At 65.6% G+C, this 26,056-nt stretch carries 25 protein-coding genes and 1 riboswitch; of the genes, 6 read left to right on the forward strand and 19 right to left on the reverse strand.

Features of this window, described 5'->3' with window-relative positions; genetic code table 11:
• Nucleotides 1–60: 60 nt before the first annotated feature.
• The 19 genes from Q0263_RS14680 to Q0263_RS14770 form a co-directional block, all read right to left on the reverse strand.
• Nucleotides 61–1,611: a methyl-accepting chemotaxis protein gene (locus Q0263_RS14680; protein ID WP_298017685.1), complete on the reverse strand. Its 1,551-nt coding sequence runs from the start codon at nt 1,609–1,611 to the stop codon at nt 61–63.
• Between the two features lie 275 nt (nt 1,612–1,886).
• Nucleotides 1,887–2,531: a protein phosphatase CheZ gene (gene cheZ / locus Q0263_RS14685; RefSeq protein WP_298017687.1), complete on the reverse strand. Its 645-nt coding sequence runs from the start codon at nt 2,529–2,531 to the stop codon at nt 1,887–1,889.
• A 10-nt stretch (nt 2,532–2,541) separates the two neighbouring features.
• Nucleotides 2,542–2,925 (reverse strand): chemotaxis response regulator CheY, encoded by a 384-nt coding sequence (gene cheY / locus Q0263_RS14690; RefSeq protein ID WP_298017690.1) that lies wholly within the window; start codon nt 2,923–2,925, stop codon nt 2,542–2,544.
• 57 nt (nt 2,926–2,982) lie between these two features.
• Nucleotides 2,983–4,050, reverse strand: coding sequence for a chemotaxis response regulator protein-glutamate methylesterase (locus Q0263_RS14695; RefSeq protein WP_298017692.1), 1,068 nt, complete (start codon nt 4,048–4,050; stop codon nt 2,983–2,985).
• Between the two features lie 20 nt (nt 4,051–4,070).
• Nucleotides 4,071–4,916, reverse strand: coding sequence for a CheR family methyltransferase (locus tag Q0263_RS14700; RefSeq protein WP_298017695.1), 846 nt, complete (start codon nt 4,914–4,916; stop codon nt 4,071–4,073).
• 14 nt (nt 4,917–4,930) lie between these two features.
• Nucleotides 4,931–6,658 carry a methyl-accepting chemotaxis protein gene (locus Q0263_RS14705; protein ID WP_298017697.1) on the reverse strand — a complete coding sequence of 576 codons (1,728 nt, stop codon included), beginning with the start codon at nt 6,656–6,658 and terminating at the stop codon, nt 4,931–4,933.
• 58 nt (nt 6,659–6,716) lie between these two features.
• Nucleotides 6,717–7,214 (reverse strand): chemotaxis protein CheW, encoded by a 498-nt coding sequence (locus tag Q0263_RS14710; RefSeq protein ID WP_298017699.1) that lies wholly within the window; start codon nt 7,212–7,214, stop codon nt 6,717–6,719.
• Nucleotides 7,215–7,242: 28 nt separating this feature from the next.
• Nucleotides 7,243–9,300 carry a chemotaxis protein CheA gene (cheA, locus tag Q0263_RS14715; RefSeq protein WP_298017702.1) on the reverse strand — a complete coding sequence of 686 codons (2,058 nt, stop codon included), beginning with the start codon at nt 9,298–9,300 and terminating at the stop codon, nt 7,243–7,245.
• 2 nt (nt 9,301–9,302) lie between these two features.
• Entirely contained in the window at nt 9,303–10,418 is a 1,116-nt protein-coding gene (gene motB / locus Q0263_RS14720) for a flagellar motor protein MotB (protein ID WP_298017705.1), read from the reverse strand.
• Nucleotides 10,419–10,430: 12 nt separating this feature from the next.
• Nucleotides 10,431–11,300, reverse strand: a complete 870-nt coding sequence (motA, locus tag Q0263_RS14725; protein ID WP_298017708.1) for a flagellar motor stator protein MotA — start codon at nt 11,298–11,300, stop codon at nt 10,431–10,433.
• A gap of 112 nt (nt 11,301–11,412) precedes the next feature.
• The gene (gene flhC / locus Q0263_RS14730) at nt 11,413–11,970 is read right to left on the reverse strand and encodes a flagellar transcriptional regulator FlhC (protein ID WP_298017710.1); all 558 of its coding nucleotides are present in this window, start codon (nt 11,968–11,970) and stop codon (nt 11,413–11,415) included.
• 3 nt (nt 11,971–11,973) lie between these two features.
• Entirely contained in the window at nt 11,974–12,294 is a 321-nt protein-coding gene (gene flhD / locus Q0263_RS14735; protein ID WP_298017713.1) for a flagellar transcriptional regulator FlhD, read from the reverse strand.
• A gap of 276 nt (nt 12,295–12,570) precedes the next feature.
• Nucleotides 12,571–14,184 (reverse strand): glycerol-3-phosphate dehydrogenase/oxidase, encoded by a 1,614-nt coding sequence (locus Q0263_RS14740; RefSeq protein ID WP_298017715.1) that lies wholly within the window; start codon nt 14,182–14,184, stop codon nt 12,571–12,573.
• 20 nt (nt 14,185–14,204) lie between these two features.
• Nucleotides 14,205–15,938 (reverse strand): ABC transporter substrate-binding protein, encoded by a 1,734-nt coding sequence (locus tag Q0263_RS14745; protein ID WP_298017717.1) that lies wholly within the window; start codon nt 15,936–15,938, stop codon nt 14,205–14,207.
• 117 nt (nt 15,939–16,055) lie between these two features.
• Entirely contained in the window at nt 16,056–16,364 is a 309-nt protein-coding gene (locus tag Q0263_RS14750; protein WP_298017719.1) for a DUF2160 domain-containing protein, read from the reverse strand.
• 14 nt (nt 16,365–16,378) lie between these two features.
• A complete protein-coding gene (locus Q0263_RS14755; protein ID WP_298017721.1) occupies nt 16,379–17,197 on the reverse strand; it encodes a carbohydrate ABC transporter permease in 819 nt (272 codons plus the stop codon).
• Nucleotides 17,190–18,083, reverse strand: coding sequence for a sugar ABC transporter permease (locus Q0263_RS14760; protein ID WP_298017723.1), 894 nt, complete (start codon nt 18,081–18,083; stop codon nt 17,190–17,192). Before Q0263_RS14760 ends, Q0263_RS14755 begins: the two co-directional genes overlap by 8 nt.
• Nucleotides 18,080–19,159 (reverse strand): ABC transporter ATP-binding protein, encoded by a 1,080-nt coding sequence (locus Q0263_RS14765; protein WP_298017725.1) that lies wholly within the window; start codon nt 19,157–19,159, stop codon nt 18,080–18,082. Before Q0263_RS14765 ends, Q0263_RS14760 begins: the two co-directional genes overlap by 4 nt.
• Entirely contained in the window at nt 19,146–20,231 is a 1,086-nt protein-coding gene (locus Q0263_RS14770) for an ABC transporter ATP-binding protein (RefSeq protein ID WP_298017728.1), read from the reverse strand. The genes Q0263_RS14765 and Q0263_RS14770 overlap by 14 nt, the downstream gene beginning before the upstream one ends.
• Before the next feature lie 134 nt (nt 20,232–20,365).
• Between Q0263_RS14770 and Q0263_RS14775 the strand changes: the two genes are divergently transcribed.
• The 6 genes from Q0263_RS14775 (at nt 20,366) to Q0263_RS14800 (ending at nt 26,055) form a co-directional block, all read left to right on the forward strand.
• The gene (locus tag Q0263_RS14775) at nt 20,366–21,142 is read left to right on the forward strand and encodes a DeoR/GlpR family DNA-binding transcription regulator (protein ID WP_298017730.1); all 777 of its coding nucleotides are present in this window, start codon (nt 20,366–20,368) and stop codon (nt 21,140–21,142) included.
• Nucleotides 21,139–22,632: a glycerol kinase GlpK gene (gene glpK / locus Q0263_RS14780; protein WP_298017732.1), complete on the forward strand. Its 1,494-nt coding sequence runs from the start codon at nt 21,139–21,141 to the stop codon at nt 22,630–22,632. Before Q0263_RS14775 ends, glpK begins: the two co-directional genes overlap by 4 nt.
• An 87-nt stretch (nt 22,633–22,719) precedes the next feature.
• Nucleotides 22,720–23,190 carry a TM2 domain-containing protein gene (locus Q0263_RS14785; RefSeq protein WP_298017735.1) on the forward strand — a complete coding sequence of 157 codons (471 nt, stop codon included), beginning with the start codon at nt 22,720–22,722 and terminating at the stop codon, nt 23,188–23,190.
• A complete protein-coding gene (locus Q0263_RS14790; protein ID WP_298017738.1) occupies nt 23,190–23,966 on the forward strand; it encodes a lipoate--protein ligase family protein in 777 nt (258 codons plus the stop codon). The genes Q0263_RS14785 and Q0263_RS14790 overlap by 1 nt, the downstream gene beginning before the upstream one ends.
• 109 nt (nt 23,967–24,075) lie before the next feature.
• Nucleotides 24,076–24,489, forward strand: a complete 414-nt coding sequence (gene panD / locus Q0263_RS14795; RefSeq protein WP_298017740.1) for an aspartate 1-decarboxylase — start codon at nt 24,076–24,078, stop codon at nt 24,487–24,489.
• A gap of 130 nt (nt 24,490–24,619) precedes the next feature.
• A riboswitch (TPP riboswitch) is annotated at nt 24,620–24,712 on the forward strand.
• 53 nt (nt 24,713–24,765) lie between these two features.
• Nucleotides 24,766–26,055 (forward strand): cytosine permease, encoded by a 1,290-nt coding sequence (locus tag Q0263_RS14800; protein WP_298017742.1) that lies wholly within the window; start codon nt 24,766–24,768, stop codon nt 26,053–26,055.
• Nucleotide 26,056: the final 1 nt, after the last annotated feature.

Consider the following 26,056-nt stretch of genomic DNA (forward strand, 5'->3'; position numbering starts at 1 on the left):
GATTGTAGTCTGCCGCCTCCGGGCGGGAACAGCGGATAAAAGCGCAATACCCGCGACAATTCAAGGGCTTGCCAGGCGGGCGACAGGGCCGGGGACGTCGGCGGGCTGGCTGGCTTGCTCGAAACGCTGATAGTCCAGGCCGATGCGCACCGCGCCCCAGCGGGCGCCGTCGAGCTCCACGGGCATGGATACGTCCGTGATGATCTCGCCCGTGTCGCGCATATACGTCTGGCACAGCACGCCGCCCCGATTGCGGATGGCTCCCTGGCTGATCTGGTCGTCGAACAGCCGCTTGTCGCGGCAATGCGCCGTATCGTGCGCCACGTCGCCCGTCGGCGTCTGGGAATAGCGGCGATTATGGGTGGGCGCATAGCCGTTCACGTCGATCAGGATGGCGTAGGACCCGTGCGGGATGCGGTCCAGCACGCCGTCCAGCATCTGCTGCAGGGCCTGGTCGATCTTCCGGTCGTAGCCCACGTGGTAGCGCGGCGGCTGGCTGCCGGGAATCTGCCGATAGGCCCTGTCGAAGATGTCGGCTCCGTCCGCTTGCCCCTGGCGCAGCAGCGCCACCGCCCGATCGCGCAACTGCGCCAGGCAGGATTCCAGATGATCGAAGGGGGTCGCCCCCGTTCTCCAGGCCGCCAGCATTTCCTGCAGGCTTTCGGTCTGATTGCGCACGCCGTGCACCTGTTCGCGCATGGACTGCATGCGCTGGCGCAGCACGGCGCTGTGATCGGCCACGCGCTCGATGGAGGCGCTCATGGCCTGGTTCGTGTCATTGACCTGGGCCGCCTGCGCGCTCATGTCGTCCAGTTGCGCCCCCACGGCGCCGAGCTCCCGCACGAGCGAGCCGAACTGTCCGGCGAAATCGCCCACCAGGCCGTCCGAGGCCTGCAGGTCGGTATAGATGGCATGGCTCTGCTGTTCGGAATCGGAGACCAGCCCCAGGATTTCGCCCGTCTGCTGCACGATGTCGCCGGTGGCGGCATTGACGCGTTCGGCCAGCTTGCCGACTTCGGTGGCGACGACCGCGAAGCCCTGGCCCGCCTTGCCCGCCCGGGCGGCCTCGACCCCCGCGTTGAGCGCCAGCAGATGAGTCTGCAGAGCGATGTCCTTGATCAGACGGCTGGTGTCCTCCACGGACCGCGCCCGCCGGCTCAGCTGCGTGACGACCTGGGAAAAGGCCTGCATGCGGGCCGTGACCCGGGCCACGCGCCGCTGCAGATCGGCCAGCTGGTCCTGGGTGGCCTGCAGCCCGTCGAGCTGGGTGCGGAACACCCCCGCGGCCTGCAGGACGGTGTCGCTGGTCTGCTGGGACAGGCCCGCGATCTGCACGCCCTGCGCGGACAGGTTCTCGGCTTCCGCGGCCTGCGCCTGGGCCATGGTTTCGCATTCCTGGGTATGCGCCTGCAGCCGGGCGGCATTGATGGCGATGCGGATGCTGGACTGGCGCATGACCACCAGCCGTTCGCGCAGGACCCCTAGAAAGGAGCCGACCGACCAGGCCAGCGGGTTGAAAGTCCAGGCCCGGTCGTTCAAGGTCGCCCGACCCCGGCGCAACTGCCGCAGCAGCCGTCCCAGGCCCAGCGTTCTCCTGCGTAGAGAGGACATGCTGCCTCCTGTGTGGAAGAGGCCGACACCGGCCATGAGTCCGCCGGATCATCGCCGCCATGCCCGGTCCAGGTCATATTGAGTTTCAAGACTTACGCGAGACTTACATGTCGCCCGAATGTCACATTATCCAGGGAAAACCCCATGGCTCCGATTCTGACGGACTGCCGACAGTCCGCAGGGGACTGCGTCATGGTCTCTTCCCACGTCGCCACCTGCAGGTGGCTCCGATTCTGACGGCTGCCGACAGTCCGCAGGGGACTGTCGGCAGTCCGTCAGAATCCCAGGCTGGCCAGGAGGTCGTCCACCTGGTCCTGATTGGTGACGACGTCGTTCTTGCCCTGGGCGTTGACGACGGGGCCGTTGAGCAGGTTCTGGGTTTCCTCGCGCTTCTCGATGGGCGCGTTGTCGATCAGCACCTGCACCAGTTCGCTTTCGATGGCGCCGATCACCCCCAGCATCTTCATGATCACCTGGCCGGTCAGGTCCTGGAAGTCCTGGGCCATGATGATGTCCATCAGATTGTTCTGCGACGCCTGGGTCTTTTCCGGGACGCCCTTGATGAAGGCGCGGGTATCGTCCACCAGGGAACGGGCCTGGTCGAGTTCCACCGGATGGTCGAACCAGTCCTGCCACCGGGCGTCCAGCGCCTTGGCGTCCTTCTGCATGGATTCCTGCCAGGGCTGGGTCTGCTCGGCCGCGTTCAGCACCCGGTTGGCCGCCTGTTCGGTCATCTGCGCCACGTAGTGCAGGCGGTCGCGTGCATCGGGGATGGCATGCGCGGCATCCTTGATGGCCTGGTCCAGCCCGAGTTCGCGCATGTTCTCGCGCAGGGAGCGCGTCAATTGCGCGATCCTGTGGATCAGGTCCGGAGGCGTCTGCAGTTCGGAATTTCCCGTCGAGGATTGTTCTTCTGCCATGATGCGCCCCTCAGAGTTTCTCGAAGATCTTGTTCAGTTTTTCTTCGAGCGTGGCCGCGGTGAAGGGCTTGACCACGTAACCGCTGGCGCCGGCCTGGGCCGCCGCGATGATGTTCTCCTTCTTGGCCTCGGCCGTCACCATGAGCACCGGCAGATTGGCCAGGTTCGGATCGGCGCGGATGTTCTGCAGCATGGTCAGACCGTCCATATTGGGCATGTTCCAGTCGGACACGACGAACTCGAAGCCGCCGTTGCGCAGTTTCTCCAGGCCCTGGGCGCCGTCTTCGGCTTCGTCGACGTTTTCGTAACCCAGGTCTTTGAGCAGGTTTTTGATGATCCGGCGCATCGTCGGGAAATCATCGACGACCAGGATTTTCAAAGTTTTTTGGACCACGGATCGTTCTCCAGTCAATAAATCGGGCAGGATCAGAGGCGAAGGCCTGCCGTTTGTTCACACACGGTGCCCGTAGGCACCCGCACTTTTCAAAATCAATTCGCTGATGTCGTCCAGCGCGACGGCCTGCTCGGCGGCCCCGATCAGCAGGGCCTCGCGAGGCATGCCGAACACCACGCAGCTGGCCTCGTCCTGGGCGAAGGTCCGAGCGCCCGCCTGGCGCATGGCCAGCAGGCCCTGCGCGCCGTCCTTGCCCATGCCCGTCAGAATGACGCCCACCGCGTTCTTGCCCGCCACCTGGGCGGCCGAATGAAACAGGACGTCCACCGAGGGGCGGTGGCGGTTGACAGGGTCAGTGTATTCGAGCTTGACGACATAATTGGCCCCGGACCGCGCCAACTTCATGTGGGCGACGCCCCCGGGGGCCAGATAGACGTGTCCGGGCAACACACGCTGGCCGTCCTCGGCCTCGTGCACGTGCACGGCGCACAGGCCGTCCAGGCGCTGCACGAAGGACTTGGTGAAGCCCGCCGGCATGTGCTGGGTGATCATGATGGCCGGGCTGTTGGCCGGCAGGGGCTCCAGCACATGGCGGATGGCCTCGGTGCCCCCCGTGGAGGAGCCGATCATGATGAGCTTTTCCGTCGTGGAGAAGGTCTCGGCCAGGCGGGGCCGCGCCGGCGCATCGCCGGCGGGCGCGGTTCGTGGCCGCAGGCGGGCATGGGAGGCCGCGCGGATCTTGTCGGCGATCATGTCGCCGTATTCCATCAGGCCGTCGCGCAGCCCCAGCTTGGGCTTGGTGACGAAATCGACCGCCCCGAGTTCCAGCGCCCGCAGCGTGACTTCGGAATTGCGTTCCGTCAGCGAGGACACCATGACGACCGGCATGGGCCGCAGGCGCATCAGTCGCTCCAGGAAATCCAGGCCGTCCATGCGCGGCATTTCGACGTCCAGGGTCAGGACGTCGGGATTGTGCTGCTTGATGAGTTCGCGGGCGATCAGAGGGTCGGGCGCGGTGGCGACGACTTCGAGGTCGGGCTGCGCGTTGATGATTTCCGTCATCAGGCTGCGCACCAGTGCCGAGTCATCCACGCACAGGACACGAATTTTCTTTGAATCAGCCATATCAGCAAGGTGTCCCTGGATCAGGCGAGGGCATAGACTGTCTGCCCCTGCAGGCGTAGGGATTTCGTCAGATAAGTAAAGTTTTCGGAATGCCCCGCGAACATGAGGCCGCCCGGTTTCAGCAGGGGCACGAAGCGTTCCAGAATCCGGGTCTGGGTGGGCTTGTCAAAATAGATCATCGTATTGCGGCAGAAGATCGCGTCGAATTTCTGGCTGATCGGCCAGGCGGGCGCGACCAGGTTCAATTCCTCGAAGGTCACCAGGTTGCGGATCACGGGCTTGACCATCGCCATGCCGGCCTGCCGCCCCGTGCCGCGCAGGAAGTACCGGCGCAGGAACTCGGGCGGGATGGGTTTGATGCGGTCCAGGGTATAGACGCCCTTGCGCGCCTGCGCCAGCACCTGGAGGTCGATGTCGGTGGCCAGCACGGAAATCCCCGCATCGGACTGGCCGCAGGCGTCATGCAGCGTCATGGCCAGTGTATAGGGTTCTTCGCCGGTGGACGAGGCGCAGCACCAGATGGAAATGGGCTTGCGCCGGGTACGCACGAAATCGGCCAGGATCTGGAAATGATGCTGTTCGCGAAAGAACGCCGTGTGATTGATGGTGAAGGCGCTGATGAAGCGGTCCCATTCCTCGGACTGGGGATTCTGTTCCAGGTAGTTCAGATAATCGCGCACCGCGCCCAGGCCGGCATGATGCGCGCGCAACCCCAGGGTGCGCGCCGCCATGTCCTTCTTGTGATCCCCCAGCACGATCCCGGCGCGCTTGTGCAGGAGGTCGACGGTCCGCCCGAGATCCTGCGCATCCGCCTTGGGCAGGGCCGGCTGCGAGAAATAGGAAACGGACGCGGCGTCATGGATCATGGCGGGCCCTGGCCTCAAGCCCTGCCCAGCGCCAGCGGCGGGTGCGCCGCCGAGGGGGAATACCCCAACTGCCCGCCGTGCACGTCGATGACCGGACCGCCTTCCTGGATGTGGAAGGCCGATACCGCCGCGCTGAGCTGCTCGGCCTGGTCCTGAAGGGACCCGGCGGCGCTGGCGGCTTCCTGGACCAGGGCGGCATTCTGCTGCACGACCTGGTCCATGTCGGTGACGGCGGCGTTGATCTGGCCGATGCCTTCGGCCTGTTCGCGCGACGCGGAGGAAATCTCGTTCATGATGGCCGTCACACCCTGCACCGACCGGACGATGTCCTCCATGATGCGACCCGCATCCTGAACGCGTTCCGACCCTTCGCGGATGCGGACCACGGAGTCCTCGATCAGGCCCTTGATTTCCTTCGCGGCCTGGGCGCTGCGCTGCGCCAGCGAGCGGACTTCGCCCGCCACGACGGCAAACCCCTTGCCCTGTTCGCCCGCGCGCGCGGCCTCGACCGCCGCGTTCAGGGCCAGGATGTTGGTCTGGAAGGCGATGCCGTCGATCACGCTGACGATCTCGGCGATCTTCTTCGAACTGCCGGTGATGCCCGTCATGGTCTCGGCCACGCTGGACACCGCCGCCCCGCCCCGCTGGGCGACGTCGGCCGCGCCCTTGGCCAACTGGTCGGCCTGCGCGGCATTGTCGGAATTCTGGCGCACGGTGCTGGCCAGCTGTTCCATGCTGGCGGCGGTCTGCTGCAGGGAAGCCGCCTGCTGTTCCGTGCGGCTGCTCAGATCGGTGTTGCCGGCGAAGATCTCCTGCGACCCCAGGCGGATTTCGCCCACGCCGCCGCGCACCTGGGCAACCATGCGCACCAGGCCTTCCTGCATGCGCTGCATGGCCAGGTACAGCACGCCGATCTCATTGCGCGAAGGCACCTGGATCGAGGCCGTCAGGTCCCCCGCCGCGATCCGGTCGAAATGTTCCCCCGCCTGTCGCAGGGGGCGCAACACCACCCGCTGCAGGAACAGGTAAGCCGCCACGGCCGCCAGCAAGGCAATCACCATGGACACTCCGACGATGATGACCACCCACCGCAGGTGGGCGCTTTCGGCTTCGATCGACTGTCCGGCGAGGATGCTCTGATTCCGCTTCAGCGCGTCATAGGCCTCACTGAACTGCTGCTCGGCCGGCTGGACGCGATTTTTCTGTTGCGCGACGTACTGATCCATGTGGCCGCTCTGCAACTGCGCGAGCGCCGCCGGCAAGATGTCTCCAACCAGCTCGCCAAAAAGCCGGTTGATCTGCTCGCGGCCGCTGTCGGGGCCGAAATACTGGCTGGCCGAGGAATTGAAGAGTTCCATGGTTTCGCGCGAGCGGCCAAGCGCGGCTTGCGACAAGGCGATCAGCGCGCGCGAATCCTGGCTGAGCTCGCCGGCGGAATTTCCGTCGCCATCGTTCCACGCCGACGAGATGGCATTGTTCGTCAAATCGCTGTTGACCACGATGCTGGCCAGCGCGCGCCCCATCAGCACCTGCCCATCGCGGTACTGGCCGACCGCATCATCCAGCACCGAAATAGCGTCCTGCCGATTGGCGATGCGCTGAAGCGCGTCATTGTTCATCTTCAGGGACAAGACTCCGAGCAGAGCCCCCGAAATGAGCATGATGAAGAAAAAAACAAGCACCAGAACCAGACTGGTGCGGACCTTGAGCGCGCTGAAAAGACGCTTTCGACCTGCCTGCATGGAATCAGAACCTCGTGGGCATGAATGTGTCTACGAAACAATGGGTGGCCGGCCGGCTTCAGGCGACCGCGTCTTCGACCAGCGCCATTTCCTCGCTGGTCATGAGTTTCTCGATATCCACCAGGATCAGCATGCGGTCGCCCACGGTGCCGATGCCGGTCAGGTGCTCGGTGGAGAAGGCCGAGCCGAATTGCGGCGCCGAACTGATCTGCGACGCCTGCAGGATCAGCACGTCGGAGACGCCGTCGACGACCACGCCCACGACCCGCGAACTGATGTTGAGAATCACCACCACGGTCTGGGCGGTGTATTCCACATTGTCCATATTGAACTTCATGCGCAGGTCGACGATGGGGACGATGACCCCGCGCAGATTGGTCACGCCCTTGATGAAGGACGGGACATTGGCGATGCGCGTCACGGTCTGGCTGTCGTAGCCCCGGATCTCCTGCACCTTCAGGATATCGATGCCGTATTCCTGGCTGGCCAGGGTGAAGATCAGGAATTCCTTGCCTTGGGTTTCGGCCTGATCTTGTTTGACGTCCGTAAGATTCATGGTGGCTCCGTAGCGGAAAGGATGGGGATCAGGCTGCCGTGGCCGGCGAGCGCAGGGAGGCGGCGCGGCGCAGCGCGAAGACGTCCACGATCAGCGCCACGCTGCCATCGCCCAGAATGGTGGCGGCGGAAATCCCCGGCACCTTGCGGTAATTGGTTTCCAGGTTCTTGACGACGACCTGATGCTGGCCGATCAGGTGATCGACCATCAGCGCGAAGCGCTGGTCCTCGGCCTGCAGGATGACGGCGATGGCCTTGGTCAGATCGGTCTCGGCTCCGCCCACATTGAAGACTTCATGCAGGGCCACGACCGGCAGGTATTCGCCGCGCACGTGCAGCATCTGCTCGGTGTCGGAAATGCGATGGATCTGCTCGGCGCTGGCCTGCATGGACTCGGTCACGTGCGACAGCGGCAGGATGAAGGTTTCCTCGCCGACCTTGACCGACATGCCGTCCAGGATGGCCAGGGTCAGCGGCAGCACGATGCGCGTGGTCGTGCCCTGCCCCTTGCGGGACGACAGCTGCACGTGCCCGCCCATGCTCTGGATGTTGCGGCGCACGACGTCCATGCCCACGCCGCGCCCGGAAATGTCCGTGACTTTTTCGGCGGTGGAAAAGCCCGGCGCGAAGATCAACTGCCAGATTTCGTCGTCGGGCGTGGCGTCGGACACCGGGAACCCCAGCGCGACGGCCTTCTTCATGATCTTTTCACGGTTCAGCCCCGCCCCGTCGTCGATCACGTCGATGATGATCTGCCCGCCGTTGTGCTGGGCGGACAGGATGAGCGTGCCTTCCGGGTCCTTGTCCTGCGAAATGCGGACTTCGGGCGTTTCGATGCCGTGGTCCAGGCTGTTGCGCACCAGGTGGGTCAAGGGGTCGATGATGCGCTCGATCAGGCTCTTGTCCAGTTCAGTGGCCTGGCCCTTGGTGACCAGCTTGATCTGCTTGCCCAATTTGTGGGCGTTTTCGCGCACCACCCGGGGGAAGCGGCTGAAGACGTAATCCATGGGCATCATGCGGATGGACATGACCGCTTCCTGCAGGTCGCGGGCATTGCGTTCCAGCTGTTCGATGCCGTTGAGCAGGCGGTCGTGCAGGACCGGATCCAGGGACTGCGACGTCTGCACCAGCATGGCCTGGGTGATGACCAGCTCGCCCACCAGATTGATGATCTGGTCGACTTTTTCCACCCCGACCCGGATGGTGCCGCTTTCCTTCTTGGCCTTGTGCGAGGCGGACTTGTCGCCGCCGTCGGCGGGGTGGTCCGCCGACGCGGCGGACGATGCGGCGTCAACGTCAGGAACGGTTGGTTCCACCGCCACAGGCGCCGCGACCGGGTCGACAGCCGCCGGAGCGGCTGCCGCAGCGGCCGTCGCCGCGCCCGGCAAGGCCTCGGGGGCGACGTCCACCTGGTCGGCGTTGACGATGAAGCAGCAGACCGCCTCGAGATCGGCGGCCGGCGTGCTGGTCTGCAGCCACAGGGACAGGTTGCCGTCCTGGTGTTCCCGATGCAGGATGGCGCCCATCAGCGCCATTTCGTTGCACAGGGGTTCGACGTCCTTGTCCTGGATGCGGTTGACGCGCACCCGCAGGGGCAGGGTCCCGGCGCCTGCGGCTGGCGCGGCAGGCGCCTGGGCGACCGGCGCCGCGGGGACCGCCGGCGCCGCAGCTGCGGAATCGCCCTGCTGATGTTCGAGGGCCAGCTGGCGCAATTGGGCGCAGATGCGCTCGTAGACTTGCTGGTCGGGCTTCTCCGAGCCGCGATACGCGGCGACTTGATCGGTCAACACGTCCTTGGTTTCCAGAAAGATGTCGATCATATCCTGACGCAAGGCCAATTCTCCGTGGCGAATCAGGTCCAGAAGGTTTTCCAGCAGATGGGTCGTCTTGGCGAGCTCTTCGAAGCAGCCGAACGTGCCGGCCCCTCCTTTGATGGAGTGCGCCGCCCGGAAGATTCCGTTGAGTTCGTCGGAGTCGGGATTCGCCAGGTCCAGATTCAGAAGCAGCTGTTCCATATTGGCCAGCAGCTCGTCGGCCTCGTCAAAGAACGTATCGTAGAATTCGCTGAGGTCCACACCAGCACTCATGATTACCCTCGCCCTGGATTGCCCGGCGCCGGGGCGGGTGCCGCCGGTGCTCCGGATGGTTGATTTGCCGCAGGCTGCGCCGCGCCCGCCGGTGACGCGGCGCCTGCCGGTGATGCCGCCCCCGCGGGCGCTGCCGCCGGGGAAAGAGAGGATGCGGGACCGGGCGCCGCGGGCGCGCCGCCGGGCGCCGCCGCACCGCCTGCCGGCGTCGCGCCGCCCGCCTGACCCGGGTGGCTGAGTTCTTCCAGCAATTGATGAACCTGCCTGCCGGTGGTGCCCGCCCTGTTCTGGACGTCGATGCGGCGTTCGGCCTGGCGGTTCAGCACCAGAATGCTGATGCGGCGATTCACGGCCGCCATGGCGTCATCGGGAATCAGATTGACGGTATCGCCCAGGCCCAGGATGCGCTTGACCTTCCGTTCGACCAGACCACCAGCCACCAGTTCGCGTCGAGCCGCGTTGGCCCGGTCGGCGGACAGTTCCCAGTTGCTGTAGCTGCGATCGCCCGCCGCATACTGCATGGCATCCGTATGGCCCGAAATGGTGATGGAATTGGGCAGCTGATTGACGGGCGGCGCGAGCTCGCGCAGGATGTCGCGCATATAGGGCTGGACACGGGCGCTGCCGGTGGCGAACATGGGGCGGTTCTGCTGATCCAGAATCTGGATGCGCAGGCCGTCCGGCGTCATGTCCAGCAGCAGCTGCGGCCGGAACTGCTTGAGCACCGGATTGTTCTCGATCAGGTTTTCCAGCTTCTGCTTCAGGTTTTCCAGGCTTTGCAGGTCCTGCTGGTCTTCCTGGTCCTGCTCGGGCGTGGCCGCCGGCGTCATGGGGTTCTTGTTCGGAATGACGCTGGGCTGCCCGCCCGGAATCGGCGACTTGCTGGTGTCCAGATTGGGGCCGCCGGTGACGGCCGTCATCAGCGGCATGCGGAAGAATTCGGCGATGCCCTGGAGTTCGTTCTTCGGCACCAGCAGAAGCAGCCACATGACCAGAAAGAACGCCATCATCGCCGTCATGAAGTCGGCGTAGGCGATCTTCCAGCTGCCCCCATGATGCCCTTCGCCGTAAGCGCGCTTGCGGCGGACGACAACACGGCCGGTATCGTGTTTAGCCATGGCCCCCGTCCCTTACTTGGCAGCCTGGCTCTTGGCCTGCCGGACGTGGGCTTCCAGTTCGGCGAACGAGGGCCGAACGGTGGAGAACAGGACCTTGCGGCCGAACTCGACAGCCAGCGGGGGCGGATAGCCGTTCATGCTGGCCAGCAGCGTGACCTTGATGCATTCCAGGACCTTGACGGCGGCGATGGACTGGCGTTCGACCGCGGCGGCGAACGGCGCGGCGAAACCATAGGACAGCAGGATGCCCAGGAATGTGCCGACCATGGCCTTGGCGATCAGGTCGGCCAGCACGGCGGGCGGCTGGTCGACGGCGGCCAGGGCATGCACCACGCCCAGCACGGCGGCCACGATGCCGAAGGCGGGCAGGCTGTCCGCCACGGCGCGCACCGCGTTGATGGGCGTGTTGTGCTCGCTGTGCAGGGCCTCGATCTCCTGGTCCATCAGGGTCTCGATTTCGAACGGGTTCATGTTGCCGCTGATCATGATCCGCAGGTAGTCCGTCAGGAATTCCATCAGCTTGGCGTCTTTCTGGACCTGGGGATACTGCGAGAAGATGGCGCTGGTCTTGGGATCCTCGATGTCGGATTCGATGGACATCAGCCCGTCGCGCCGGGCCTTGTTCAGCAGGGTGTACAGCAGGGCCAGCAATTCCATGTAGAGCGGCTTGCCGTAGGGGTTGCGCTTGATGGCCTTGGGGATGGCCTCGATCAGCAGCTTGATGGACGCGCCGTTGCTGCCCCCGATATACGCCCCCAGCGCGCAGCCGCCGATCAGCAGGAACTCGAAAGGCTGATACAGGGCCCCCATGTGCCCGCCCACCCCGACAAAGCTGGCAAACACCCCCGCCAGGACAATCAGGTACCCCAGAATGATAAACACGTGCGCGCGCCTTGTTAGTCGTCAGAATGCTATCAATGTTCGCCTGTTTTCATGCTTTTAAAAGCATGGTTCAACAGGTCTTTTTGTCCACAAATCCGGTATCTGCCGCCGTTCAGGCGATGCTGTGGGCCTTGCGTCTCGCCCGGGTCTTGCCTGCCCTGGGGGGCGGCTTGCAGATCGCGCAGACGAAATCGGATTCCGGATCATGGGCATGCGCCACGAACTGGCCATGGCATTGCTGGCAGCAGGACAGCTGCACCAGGCCGCTTTCGAAAAAGCGCACCAGCATCCAGGCCCGCGTGAAGCTGAGCACGGGCTCGGCTTGCGGTTCCCCCGGCTGCAATCCCGCCCCGGACTGTTCCAGATACAGGCGATAGGCCTGAACCAGCGCCAGAGATTTCTTGGCGGGGGTGAAGGCGTCCAGATAGCGGTAGATGTTGTAGAACAGACTGGAATGGATGTTCGGCAGCCAGGTCATGAACCAGTCCACCGAAAACGGCAGCATGCCCTTCGGGGGCGACGCGCCCTTGACTTCCCGGTACAGACGGGCCAGCCGATCGTAGCTGAGCGACGTTTCCGCCTGCAGCACCTGCAAACGGGCGCCCAGGCGGATCATATCGGTGGCGAGCAGGATGTCGTCGGCCTCGCGGGAGACGCTTTTGCTGGTCATGGATCAGGCGACGAGGGCTTCCTGACGGCTCATCAGGATCGTGGAGTGAGCTTGCTGCAGCACCCCCCCCAGCACTTCGTGGGTCAGGGAATTCAGCAGCTGGGCGTCGTTCAGGCGGAAGGCGCACAGAACGGAGTTGGAACTGGCCAGCTTGACGATCTGGGCAGGCGACAGATTGAGGATGATTTCCGCGACATCCGTCCCGAATCCCAGCCGGAACATGCCCGCGGCCAGGTTTTCACGCAACAGGCGCTGCGCCAGCATCAGATACGACAGATTGACTTCGCGAATGTCGTCCAACAACGCAGAATCAATATCAGACATGGGATCCCTTTTGAGAATGGTTGTTCCCGAGAGCGTCGGTCCGAAGCGGGCCTTTCGGCATCAGGCAGTCACGCTGGAATACCTTTGTCACGTTTCAGGTCGCTACGAGAATCAAATTCAGACATCAAAGAAACAATTCCATGCAAATTTGACATGGACAGACGAAGTATAGCCTCAAGTGGAGACAAATTTGACGTTATTTAAAGAATTACAAGAATTTCAATTGTTTCTAAATATTATTAATTGACAACAAATCTTGAGATTCCAGCAAGGTCTTCAGTCAGGGACGCAACGGTATTGCTCCGCCAGGGCCAGAAAATCGCCCAAACGGCCGTCCGTGCCAATTTCGTCCTGCAGTATCGAGGATACGGCAGGGGCCGCCTGATGCGCCAGCGCTGCATTCAAGAACAGCATTCTGTGGCGTCGAGCCAACACATCCTCGACACACCGCGCATATTCGTGGCGGGCGGCATAGCGCACCATGGCCTCGGTCAAGCCCAGGCCCAGGGAAACATCGGCGCCGGGCAGCGCCTGGACGGCCGGCGCTTCGGTGCCATAACCCTGCAAGCCCGGCAGCACGCTGAGCCGCGTCGCGGCCTGTTCCGGGGCGGGCGCGCCCACCAGCGGAAAACGCGCGGTCCTGCACGCGGGCAAGGCGTCCAGCCCCCCCGCCTGCACACATTGGCTCAACACGTCTTCGGCCATGGAACGGTAGGTCGTCCACTTGCCGCCCGTCACGGTCACCAGGCCGGAGGGACTGATCCGCACGGTATGTTCGCGGCTGATGGTCTTGGTGTTGCCGCCATCCTGATCGTCCGGGCGCACCAGGGGGCGCAATCCGACCCAGACGCTCAGCACGTCGTCCGCCTTCGGCGCCCGCGCCAGCACATGGGCGGACTCGTTCAGGATGAAGCGGGTTTCTTCCGCCAGAGCGCGGGGTTCGCGCTCCACCTTGTCCCGGGGCGTGTCGGTGGTGCCCAGGATCACGTGGCCCAGCCAGGGCACGGCGAACAGGACCCGGCCGTCACGGGTATGCGGAAGCAGGAGCGCGTGATCCGCCGGAAGAAAGGAGCGGTCCACCACCAGATGCACCCCCTGGCTGGGGGCCACCATGGGATGCATGGTCTGCCCCCGGGCCGCATCGTCCAGAAGCCGGACATCGTCCACCCAGACCCCGGTGGCATTGACGACGCAGCGCGCCCGCACCTGTCCGGTGCGCGGAGCGCCCTCGGGCGCCAGGGCGTCCTGCCAGCGCACGCCGCAGACCCGGCCGCCTTCGTGCAGGATGTCGATCACGGGGCAGTAGTTCAGGACCAGCGCGCCCTGCGCCGCGGCGGTGCGCGCCAGCGTCAGGGCCAGCCGGGCATCGTCGAACTGGCCGTCCCAATATTTGACGCCTCCATATAGATGGCGGCTGTTGACGCCCGGCAATTCCCGAAGCGTGCTGTCGCGCCCCAGCCAGCGCGTCCTGCCCAGGCTGGCCGCGCCGGCCAGGGCATCGTAGATCTTCAGGCCCGTGCCGTAGAACGGCACTTCCCAGGGCCGGTAGGCCGGCATGATGAAGGCCAGGGGCTGGGCCAGGTGCGGCGCATTGTTCAACAAGGCCCGCCTCTCGTGCAGGGCCTCCCGGACCAGGCCGATGTTGCCCTGGGCCAGATAGCGGACCCCGCCATGCACCAGCTTGGTGGCCCGCGACGAAGTGCCGCCGGCGAAATCCCGGGATTCCAGCAGCAGGACCGACAGGCCCCGCAGCCGGGCATCCAGGGCGACGCCCAGGCCGCTGGCTCCTCCTCCGATCACGATCAGATCCACCTCGCGCAGGGCGTCGAGGGATTGCAGCAATTGGGTCCGATCCGTCAGGGCCGGGGAGTGTTCAGCAGCTTGGGACATCGTGTTGGCACCATGAAGACTTAACGAACGCGACCTTCCTTCCAGGCCTGCAACAGAGAATCATACGAAACCGTTTCCGGCTTCGGGTTCTCGTTGGCCAGCTTCTTCCAGGGGGCGTGTTCATCGCTGAGCCACTTGGAAGGATCGCTCTTGGGATTGAGCTTGGGCGCGCAGCGTTTCATGCCTGCGCGTTCCAGCCGGGCCATGACCTTGTCCATGTCGGTGGCCAGGTTGTCCATGGCCTGCTGCGGGGTCTTTTCCCCGGCGATGGCCTGCGAGACATTGCGCCACCACAGCTGCGCCAGCTTGGGGTAGTCGGGCACGTTGGTCCCGGTCGGGGTCCAGGCGACCCGGGCCGGGCTGCGATAGAACTCGATCAGGCCGCCGTATTTATTCGCGTTCTTCGTGAAGAAGTCACTGTGGATGTCGCTGTCGCGGATGAAGGTCAGGCCCTCGATGGATTTCTTCAGCGAGGTTGTCTTGGCAGTGACGAACTGGGCGTACAGCCAGGCCGCCGCCACCTTCTTGGGATCGTGATTCTTGAAGAACGTCCACGAGCCCACGTCCTGGTAGCCGTTCTGCATGCCGTCCTTCCAGTAGGGGCCATGCGGGGCCGGCGCCATGCGCCATTTCGGCGTGCCGTCCTCGTTGACCACCGGCAGGCCCTTCTTGGTCATGTCCGCCGTGAAGGCGGTGTACCAGAAAATCTGCTGGGCGATCTCGCCCTGGGCCGGCACGGGACCGGATTCGGAAAAGGTCATGCCCAGCGCCGTCTTGGGCGCGTACTGCTTCATCCAGTCGATGTACTTGGTCAGGGCATAGACGGCGGCCGGCGAATTGGTCGCCCCGCCGCGCGACACGGAGGCGCCCACCGGCGTGCACTTGTCATCCGCCACGCGGATGCCCCATTCATCCACCGGCATGCCGTTGGGGGTGCCCTTGTCGGCCGAACCCGCCATCGACAGCCAGGCGTCGGTGAAGCGCCAGCCCAGGGACGGGTCCTTCTTGCCGTAGTCCATGTGACCATAGATGGGCTTGCCGTCCAGGGTCTTGATGTCTTCGGAGAAGAACTTGGCGATGTCCTCGTAGGCGGTCCAGGTGACCGGCACGCCCAGTTCATAACCATACTTGGCCTTGAACTTTTCCTTCAAGTCGGGACGATTGAACAGGTCGTAGCGGAACCAATACAGATTGGCGAACTGCTGGTCCGGCAACTGGTACATCTGGCCGTCCGGCGCCGTGGTGAACGAGGTCCCGATGAAGTCCTTCAGGTCCAGCCCGGGGTTGGTGTATTCCTTGCCCGCGCCCTTCATGTAATCCGTCAGGGACAGGATCTCGCCATATCGATAGTGCATGCCGATCAGGTCGGAATCGGAAATCCAGCCGTCATAGATGGATTTGCCCGACAGCATCGAGGTCTGCAGCTTCTCGACGACGTCCCCTTCCTGGATCAGGTCATGGGTCACCTTGATCCCGGTGATTTCCGAAAAGGCCTTGGCCAGGACCTTGGACTCGTATTCGTGAGTCGTGATGGTCTCGGACACCACGGAAATCTCGTTGACGCCCTGGGCTTTCAGCTTGGCCGCGGCATCCACGAACCACTGCATTTCCGCCTTCTGCTGATCCTTGTCCAGGGTCGATGGCTGGAACTCCGTGTCGATCCATTTCTGGGCCTCGGCCATGCCGGCCCAGGCGGCCTGGCTGCCCATGGCGCAGGCGATCGCCAGCGCCATGGCGGTGTAGCGAAATCTCATGATGCTCTCCTCTGGTTGATTGAATCCCCGGTGCTTGCATGCCCGGCCGCCGCCGTGGGGCACAGCGGCGTCCCTGTTCGCGATCCCGGCTCATGGCCAGGCCGCATGAATACCTGCCTATCCCTTGCGCATGATCACGGCCAGCACGACCATGGACAGCACGAAGCTGATCCAGACCGAGGGCTCTTCCTGCAGCGAGAACCCGTCCATGATCCGCTCGCCCAGTCCCAGGAAGCCGAGATTGATGTACGCCGCCACCAGCAGGCCGATGAACAGGCGGTCCCCCCGGGTGGTCGCCATGGGCAGGAAGCCCTTGCGCAGCGTCGTGGGGGAGCGGATTTCCCACAGGGTCATCCCCGCCAGCAGCGCGGCGATGCAGATGAAAAACACGGCCGTCGGCACGGTCCAGACCATCCAGTCGAACATGATGCGATTTCCTCCTAGACCCGCCCCATGGCGAAGCCCTTGGCTATGTAGTGACGGACGAACCAGATGACGATGGCGCCCGGCACGATGGTCAGCGTGCCGGCCGCCGCCAGGGTGGCCCAGTCCATGCCGGAGGCCGAGACCGTGCGCGTCATGATGGCCGCGATGGGCTTGGCCTCGACGCTGGTCAGGGTGCGGGCCAGCAGCAGTTCGACCCAGCTGAACATGAAGCAGAAGAACGCCGCCACCCCCACTCCGGACTTGATCAGGGGCAGGAAGATCGTCAGGAAGAAGCGCGGAAAGCTGTAGCCGTCGATATAGGCGGTCTCGTCGATCTCGCGGGGAATGCCGCTCATGAAGCCTTCCAGGATCCAGACCGCCAGGGGCACGTTGAACAGCAGGTGGGCCAGCGCGACCGCCCAATAGGTATCCAGCAGCCCCAGCGTGGAATACAACTGGAAGAACGGCAGCAGGAAGACGGCCGGCGGCGTCATGCGGTTGGTCAGCAGCCAGAAGAAGACGTGCTTGTCGCCCAGGAAGGAATAGCGGGAAAACGCGTAGGCGGCGGGCAGGGCGACGGCGATGGCCATCACCATGTTCAGGCAGACGTAGGCCAGGCTGTTGACGTAGCCCATGTACCAGGACGGGTCGGTGAGGATCAGGCGGTAGCTGTCCAGCGTGAATTCGCGGGGAAAGATCGAAAATTCGGCCAGGATGCCCTGGTTGGTCTTGAAGCTCATGACCACCATCCAGTAGATGGGAGCCAGCGCGAACAGCAGGTACAGCAGCAGAAAGACCGTGCGCTTGCGCGGCAGCCAGTGTCGATCAGTCATGGCGGGCCTCCGTTGCGCTCGTGCCGACCCGCAGCATCCAGTTGTAGAGGACGAAGCACAGCAGCAGGATGATCAGGAAATACACCAGGGAAAAAGCCGCCGCCGGGCCCATGTCGAACTGCCCGATGGCCTTCTGGGTCAGGTACTGGCTTAAGAAAGTGGTGGAATTGCCCGGCCCGCCGCCCGTCAGCACGAAGGGCTCGGTATAGATCATGAAGCTGTCCATGAAGCGCAGCAGCACGGCGATCATCAGCACGCCGCGCAGCTTGGGCAGCTGGATGTAGCGAAAGACCGCCCATTTGCTGGCGCCATCGATGCTGGCCGCCTGGTAATAGGCTTCCGGAATGGCCTGCAGCCCCGCATAGGCCAGCAGCGCCACCAGGGGCGTCCAGTGCCAGACGTCCATCAGCAGCACGGTCATCCAGGCCTGCGCGGGATTGCCCACGTAGCTGTAATCGATGCCCAGCCGCGTGAGCACCCAGCCGAACAGGCCGATGTCGGTGCGCCCGAAGATCTGCCAGATGGTGCCCACGACATTCCAGGGAATCAGCAGCGACAGCGACACGATGACCAGGACCGCCGAGGCCCGCCAGCCCTTGGCCGGCATGGACAGCGCCAGCATCACGCCCAGGGGGATCTCGATGGCCAGCACCGCGCCGGAGAACATCAACTGGCGCCAGAGGGCGGCATGCAGGTCCTCGTCGCGCATGACGCTGGCGAACCATTCGGTCCCCACGAACACGGCCTGATTGGGGCCGAGGATGTCCTGCACCGAATAATTCACCACGGTCATCAGGGGAATGATGGCCGAAAAGGACACGCACAGAATGACCGGCAGGATCAGCCACCAGGCCTTCTGATTGACGGGTTTGACGGTAGCGCTCATGCGACGAGCTCCTCGTTCCGGTAGAAGCAGGTGTGGGGGTCGAGCAGGGCCAGATGCACCTGGGCGCCGGGTTCCGGCGCCGGCGCGTCGGGCGCGAGATGGGCCTTGAGTTCGTGGCCGCCGGCCTGGGCGCTGAGCAGCTGGCTGGTGCCCACGTGCCGCACCTGGCGCACGACGGCCGGGACCGTCCCCGACGCGGACTGCGCCAGCACGCGCAGGTATTCGGGCCGGATGCCCAGGGTCAGCGGCCCCACGGGCAGGGACAGGGTTTCGCCCCCCGGCACCGCCTGCCCCGCGAAGCGCAGGGACTGGTCCGCCCGCCGCTCGACCGGCAGCAGGTTCATGCCGGGCGAGCCGATGAAATGGCCGACGAAGGTGTGGCGCGGCCGCTCGAACAGGTCGGCGGGCGCGCCCTGCTGCACCACCCTGCCCCGCGCCATCACCAGCACCTGATCGGCGAAGGTCATGGCTTCGACCTGGTCGTGGGTGACGTAGATCAGGGTCAGGCCCAGCTCATGGTGGATCTGCTTGAGCTTGCGGCGCAATTCCCATTTCAGGTGGGGGTCGATCACCGTCAGGGGTTCGTCGAACAGCACGGCCGAGACGTCGGGCCGCACCAGACCCCGTCCCAGCGAGATCTTCTGCTTGGCGTCGGCCGCCAGATTGGCGGCCCGCTGATCCAGTACGGCGGACAGGTCCAGCATTTCCGCGATGCGCCCCACCCGTTCGCGCACCTGCGCGGCCGGAACCCTGCGGTTGCGCAAGGGAAAGGCCAGGTTTTCCCCGACCGTCATGGTGTCGTAGATCACGGGAAACTGGAACACCTGGGCGATATTGCGCTGCTGCGGCGTGTCCCGGGTGCGGTCCACGCCATCGAAGCAGACCGATCCGTGCGAGGCCGCGACCAGGCCGGAGATGATGTTCAGCATGGTGGTCTTGCCGCAGCCCGAAGGCCCCAGCAAGGCATACGCCCCGCCGTCCTCGAACGTGATCTTCAGCGGCAGCAGGGCGTAGTCCTCGTCGGAGCGCACCACGCGCTGATAGCTGTGGGCCAGGTCCAGATCAATGCGCGCCATGATGGACCTCCGTGCGCGGCGCGCGCAGCAGGGATTCGTCCGCGCCGAACACGTACGCCCGGCGGCTGGAGAAATGCAGCGTGATGGCCTCGCCCAGGCTGTGATGGCTGACGCCCGGCACCTGGGCGACCAGGTCGCCCACCGGCGTCTGCGCATGGACATAGGTGGCCGAGCCCGAGATTTCCGCCAGCTGCACCTGCCCGCTGATCCGGCAATCCCCGCCCTGGTCCCGCAGCGACAGATCGGCGGCCCGCAAGCCGACCGTGACCGCGCCGGCCGGCACGGCGGACCCGTCCGGCAGCAGCGGGGTCGCCATGCCCGGCACATGCAGCGCGGCGCCATCGGCCCGGGCCTGGAGGAAGTTCATGGGCGGGTCGCTGAACGCCCGCGCCACCCGCATGGAATTCGGCTGGCGGAAGACATCGATGGTGGGGCCGTACTGCAGCAGCTCGCCGCGGTCCAGCACCGCCGTGTACCCGCCCAGCAGCAGGGCTTCCCCCGGTTCGGTGGTGGCGTACACCACGGTCGAGCGGCCCTGGGAAAACATGGTTCCGAGTTCTTCGCGCAGATCCTCGCGCAGTTTGTAGTCCAGATTGACCAGCGGTTCGTCCAGCAGCATCAGGGGGGCGTCCTTGGCCAGCGCCCTGGCCAGCGCGACCCGCTGCTGCTGGCCGCCGGACAGTTCGGCCGGCAGACGGCCCAGGAATTCCTCGATGTGCAGGGTACGGGCGATGTCCAGCACCCTGGCCCGGACATCGCTCTGCCCGCGCAGCTTCAGAGGCGAGGCGATGTTGTCCGCCACGGTCATGGACGGGTAATTGATGAACTGCTGATACACCATGGCGATGTTGCGGCGGCGCACCGGCACCCCGGTCACGTCCTGCCCGTCCACGCTCACGCGGCCCGCCGTGGGCGCATCCAGGCCGGCCATGATGCGCATCAGGCTGGTCTTGCCGGCGCGGGTGGACCCCAGCAGCACGGTGACGGCGGATTCCCGCAGCGCCAGATCCAGCGGATACAGCCAGGTATCCGGGCCCACCTGCTTTTCGATCCCTGCCAGTTCGAGCAGCATGGAACGGTTCTCCTCAAGATTCCATTTTGAGCATTATTGTTCGTTTCATATCGATTTGTCGTCCATACAAACCCTAGGACTCGTTCCTTTTGTTTCGTTGTACAGTCTTTTCTGTCCGAACCCTCATCGAGATCATGAGTCCCAATCCGCGCCAGATCCGGCTGCTCAAGCAACTGCACATCTCGGGCTCGTGCAGCCTGGACGACCTTGCCAACCACCTGCAGGTCACGGTCCAGACCGTGCGCCGCGACGTGCAGCGCCTGGCCGAGGCCAACCAGCTGATCCGCTTCCACGGCGGGGCCCGGCTGCCGGCCTCGACCACGGAGAACATCGCCTACCGCCAGCGGGCCCAGCTGCACGCCGAAGAGAAACGGCGCATCGCCCAGGCCATCGCCCGCGAGATTCCCAACGACTGCTCGCTGATGATCAACATCGGCACCACCGCCGAAGCCATCGCCCAGGCGCTGACCGGCCATACGGGGCTGCGCATCATCACCAACAACATCAATGTGGCCTACACCCTGGGGCACCAGCCGGGCTGCGAAGTGATCCTGGCGGGCGGCAACGTGCGCCCCCGGGACCTGGCCATCGTCGGCGAGGCCACCGTCGAATTCATCCGCCAGTTCCGCGTCGACATCGCTCTGATGGGCATTTCGGGCATCGAAGAGGACGGCACGCTGCGCGATTACGACTACCGGGAGGTGAAAGTCTCGCAAGCCATCATGCAATCGGCCCGCGAGGTCTGGATGGCCACCGACGCCAGCAAATTCCACCGGCCGGCGATGGTGCGCCTGGGAGACCTGTCGCAGATCGACCGCCTGTTCACCGACACCCGTCCCCCCGAACCCTTTCCCGGACTCCTGAAGGCCGCGGAAGTCGATTGCGTGATCGCATCCGAGGATCCCTCATGACGCACCTGCTCGCCCTGGACCAGGGCACCTCCAGCACCCGCAGCATCGTGTTCGACCGCCAGGGCCGCATCGTCGGCGTAGCCCAGCGCGAGTTCACCCAGCACTATCCGCAGCCGGGCTGGGTGGAACACGACGCGACGGAAATCTGGCGCACCCAGCGCGACACCATGCGCGAGGCCCTGCACCGGGCCGGCGTGGCGGCCCGCGACATCCGGGCCATCGGCATCACCAACCAACGCGAAACGACCGTGGTCTGGGACCGCCGCACGGGCGAACCCATCCACCCCGCCATCGTCTGGCAGGACCGGCGCGCGGAACCCACCTGCGCCGAACTGCGCAAGCAGGGGCTGGAAGCCACGATCCTGCAGCGCACGGGGCTGCGCATCGACGCCTATTTTTCCGCCACCAAGCTGAAATGGATCCTGGACCAGGTGCCGGGCGCGCGCGCCCGCGCCCAAGCGGGCGAACTGCTGTTCGGCACCATCGACAGCTGGCTGATCTGGCAGTTGACCGGGGGGCGACAACACCTGACCGACGTCAGCAACGCGGCCCGCACCATGCTGATGGACGTGCACCGCAACGCCTGGGATGCGGAACTGCTGGAACGCCTGGACATCCCGGCGGCCATGATGCCGCGGATCCTGCCCTCGTCCGCCGACTTCGGCCGGACCGCGCCCGACATCCTGGATCACGCCGTGCCCATCTGCGGCGTCGCCGGCGACCAGCAAAGCGCCCTCTTCGGCCAGGCCTGCTTCCGGCCCGGCATGGCGAAGAACACCTACGGCACCGGCTGCTTCATGCTGATGCACACCGGAGACCGCTTCCAGGCATCCGAGAACGGCCTGGTGACGACCAGCGCCGCCCAGATCGATGCCCGGCCCGCCTATGCGCTGGAAGGCAGCGTGTTCGTCGGCGGCGCCGTGGTCCAGTGGTTGCGCGACGGCCTGCGCGCCTTCACGCGCAGCAGCGACATCGAGGAAATGGCCCGCAGCGTGCCCGATTCGGCCGGCGTCATGTTCGTGCCCGCCTTCACCGGGCTGGGAGCCCCATGGTGGGATCCGCAGGCGCGCGGCACGATCACCGGCCTGACCCGGGGCACGACGATGGCGCACATCGCCCGCGCCGCACTGGAGAGCATCGCCTACCAGAGCGCCGCCCTGCTGCAGGCCATGAGCCGCGACGCGCAGGCGGCGGGCGCCGACGGGCTGCAGGCGTTGCGGGTCGACGGCGGCGCCTGCGTCAACGACCTGCTGATGCAGTTCCAGGCCGACCTGCTGGGCATCCCGGTGCTGCGCCCCACCATGGTGGAAACGACCGCGCTGGGCGCGGCCTTCCTGGCGGGGCTGCAGGCCGGCGTCTACGCCGATCTGCAGGAACTGGAATCGCTGTGGCGCATCGAACGCCAGTTCGACCCGGCCATGCCCCGCGACCAGGCGGCGGAGCGCCTGGCGCAATGGGATCACGCCATTCGCCAGGCCACGGCGCGCTGACGGGCCCAATCCCGATAGAATGACGGATCAGGCCGCCGCGCCCCTGCGGCGCGCGGCGGATTCCCCCAAGGACACCGGCAGCTCCCAATGTTCAAGAACATCATCCTGATCGTCGCCGTCTTCATCGTCATCCTTCTGGCGCTCAGCTTCGGCGAACTGGCCTTCGGCCAGGTCTTCGCCTGGATCTCCAGCCTGACCGGCGTGCTGATCCGCAACCTCGCCGAGCTCTTCACCGTCGTCAGCGCCTACCTGCAGGCGCATACCGGCAAGGTCCTGCTGGCGCTGCTGCTGACCGTGCCCGCCAGCCTGTGGATTCTCGGCTCCCGCCGCGAGTCCCTGGGCCGGCCGACGTCCCAGCGGCGCATCGCCATCGTGCTGGCCATTTTCCTGGGCTGGCTGGGCGCGCACCGCTTCTTCCTGGGGCAGATCGGCTGGGGCCTGGGCTTCCTGTTCATTGCCTGGATCTTCGTGCCCCTGGCCGTTGTGCTGGGGCTGATCGACGCCATCCGCTACCTGTTCATGGACGACGACACCTTCGCCGCCACGCAATTGCATTGATGCCCGCCCCCGCATCCGAGCGCTACCGGCTGCTGGACTTCGGCCCGGACCCGGAAGGCGGGCCGCTGGCCGACGAGGCGCTGCTGGCGCAGGCCGCCGACGGCCCGGTCGCCGGTCTCTGGCGAGCCAGCCGGGGGCTGGTCGTGCCGCGCACCTATGCCGCCCGGCCGGGGTTCGCCGACGCGCAGGCCGCATTCGCCGGCCGGGGCTGGCCCATCCACGTCCGCCAGTCGGGCGGCGGCGTCGTGCCGCAAGGACCGGGCATCCTGAACGTCAGCCTGGCCCGGGTTTTCACCGGCCGGCCGCTGGACCACTCCGATAGGCTCTACCAGCACCTGTGCGGCCTGATCGCCGCCGCCTTGCTGTTCTTCGGCATCGAGGCCCAGGCCCGGGCGGTGGAAGGCTCCTTCTGCGACGGACGCTACAACCTGGCGGTCGGCGACCCCGCCCGCAAGGTCGTCGGGACGGCGCAGCTCTGGCGGCGGGTTCCGGCCCCCGCCGCAGCCGGCGGCGACCGGCCCGGGCCCGCGGCCGGCCGGGCGGAGGAACACCATGTCGGCCTGGCGCACGCCCTGATTTTGCTGCAGTGCGACACCGCCAATGCGACCGCTGAAGCCAATGCCCTGGAAGCCGCTCTGAGAAACGTCCGGCGGTATGACGCGGACAGGGTGCTGTCGCTCGACGCCTGCCTGCCTCCGGCAGAGCGGGCGGGCTTCCCGGCCGCATTCCGCGCCCGCCTGGAAGCCGTCCTGCGACAGGCCTCCGCACGCATCTGAACACGCGCCTTCGCGCCCCCGCCCCCTGTTTCCACCGTCGCCCGGCGCGGCGAATGCTGCGCTGCAAGGCGCTAGAATACCGCCTGCTCACTTGCTCACAGGATACACAATGAGAAAAATCGTCCGCGCCAAACTGCATGGCATCCGCGTCACCGGCGCCGATCTGGACTACCACGGGTCCATCACGCTGGACCCCGACCACTGCGAAGCGGCCGGCATCCTGCCCATGGAATTCGTGGACATCTGGAACAAGAACTCCGGCGCCCGCATCAGCACCTACGTCATCTACGGCGAACGCGGTTCGCGCTGCTGCATCCTGAACGGCGCGGCCGCCCGCACCTGCCAGCGCGGCGACGAGGTCATCATCGCCAATTCCGAATACATCCAGGAATCCGAACTGGAACACATCAAGCCCGTCGTACTGACATTCCACGCCGACAACAGCGTGCGCGAACACCTGGGCTATTCCGTGGGCCGCGACGAACAGGGCCGCCTGAGCTTCGAGATCGTCCACTTCGACTGAGGGTCCGCCGGCCGGATCGGCCCCCGGGCGGTCGGTCGCCGGGCCGGTAGGGAAACCGCCCCCGCCCCGGGGGCATCCTTGCCGATCCGCCGCCGGCCACCTACAATCATTCCAGTTTTCGCCCAATTTCGAGCCTCGCTAGGGGTGCCGCCACAGCGGCTGAGACAGTCCCTTCGAACCTGATTGAGATCATCCTCGCGCAGGAAAGCAGCTCGCCATGGCGACGGCCTTCCGTCGCGTGCGCCTGCCTCCCGCCACCAGACAGACAGACGCGCCATGAATCCGCACTCCGCTTCGCCCTCCAATCCCGCCCCGTCCTCCTCCGGTTCCCCGGTCGAACGCGTCTTCGGCTGGCACGACCACCTGTCCCTATGGTTCAGCCTGGGCGTGGGGCTGCTGGTCATTCAGGTCGGGGCCTATCTGGTCCCGGCGCTGGGCATGCAGGCCGCCCTGACCGCCGTGATCTCGGGCTCCATCCTGGGGGCCGGGCTGCTGGCCTGGGTGGCGCGCATCGGCTGCGACAGCGGCCTGTCCAGCGCGGGGCTCATCCATGCCGTCTATGGCCGGCGCTTCGCCCGCCTGCCCGTGCTGCTGAACGTCGTGCAACTGGTCGGCTGGGCGACGTTCGAACTGGTCATCATGCGCGACGGCACCCGCGCCATCGGGCAGCGCACCTTGGGCCTGGACACGGGCCTGGTGCTGCCCACGCTGTTCTGGGGGCTGATCATCCTGCTGCTGCTGCGCGGTTCCATGGTGACGCTGGTCCGGCGCATCGTCAGCCGCATCGGCCTGCCCCTGGTGGTGCTGTCGCTGATCTGGCTGACGGCGCAGTTCGGCCTGAAACTGGACGGCGCCGCCCTGCAGGGTCTGTGGCTGCGCGCGGGCGACGGCAGCATGAACACGTTCCAGGCCCTGGACCTGGTCATCGCCATGCCCGTCTCCTGGCTGCCCCTGGTCGCCGACTACGCCCGCCACGGGCGCAGCGGCCGGGGCGCGCTGGCCGGCACCTGGCTGGGCTACACGATCGCCAACATCTGGTGCTACGCGCTGGGGGTGCTGGTGATCACGGTCACCGGCCCGGACACCGACATGGTCAGCGCCCTGCTGATGGCGCAAGGCGGCCTGCTGGCCCTGGGCCTGATCCTGATCGACGAGCTGGACAACACCTACGGCGACCTGTATTCCGGATCGGTCAGCAGCCACAGCCTGCTGCCCCGCCTGAGCCTGAAGGCCTGGGGCACCGTGCTGGCCGTGCTGTCGATGGCGCTGGCCATGGTGCTGCCCATGCATACGCTGGAGCCCTTCCTGCTGACGCTCAGTTCGGTTTTCGTGCCGCTGTTCGGCACGATCCTGGGGCGCCTGGGGCTCGGCGCCCCGCCCGCCGCCGAACCGCAGCGGATGGTGCATGCCGCGCCCGCCCTGATCTGGGTGCTGGGCATCGTGTGCTACCATGCGCTGGCCCTCTGGGCGCCGCAATACGGCAGCGCCCTGCCGACGCTGCTGCTGACTTTCGCACTGGGAGCGCTGAGCGCCCGGGCACACGCTCAAAGCACCCAGCCCGCCTGAC

The organism is uncultured Castellaniella sp., from assembly GCF_937988725.1.
Classification (GTDB): Bacteria; Pseudomonadota; Gammaproteobacteria; order Burkholderiales; family Burkholderiaceae_B; genus Castellaniella.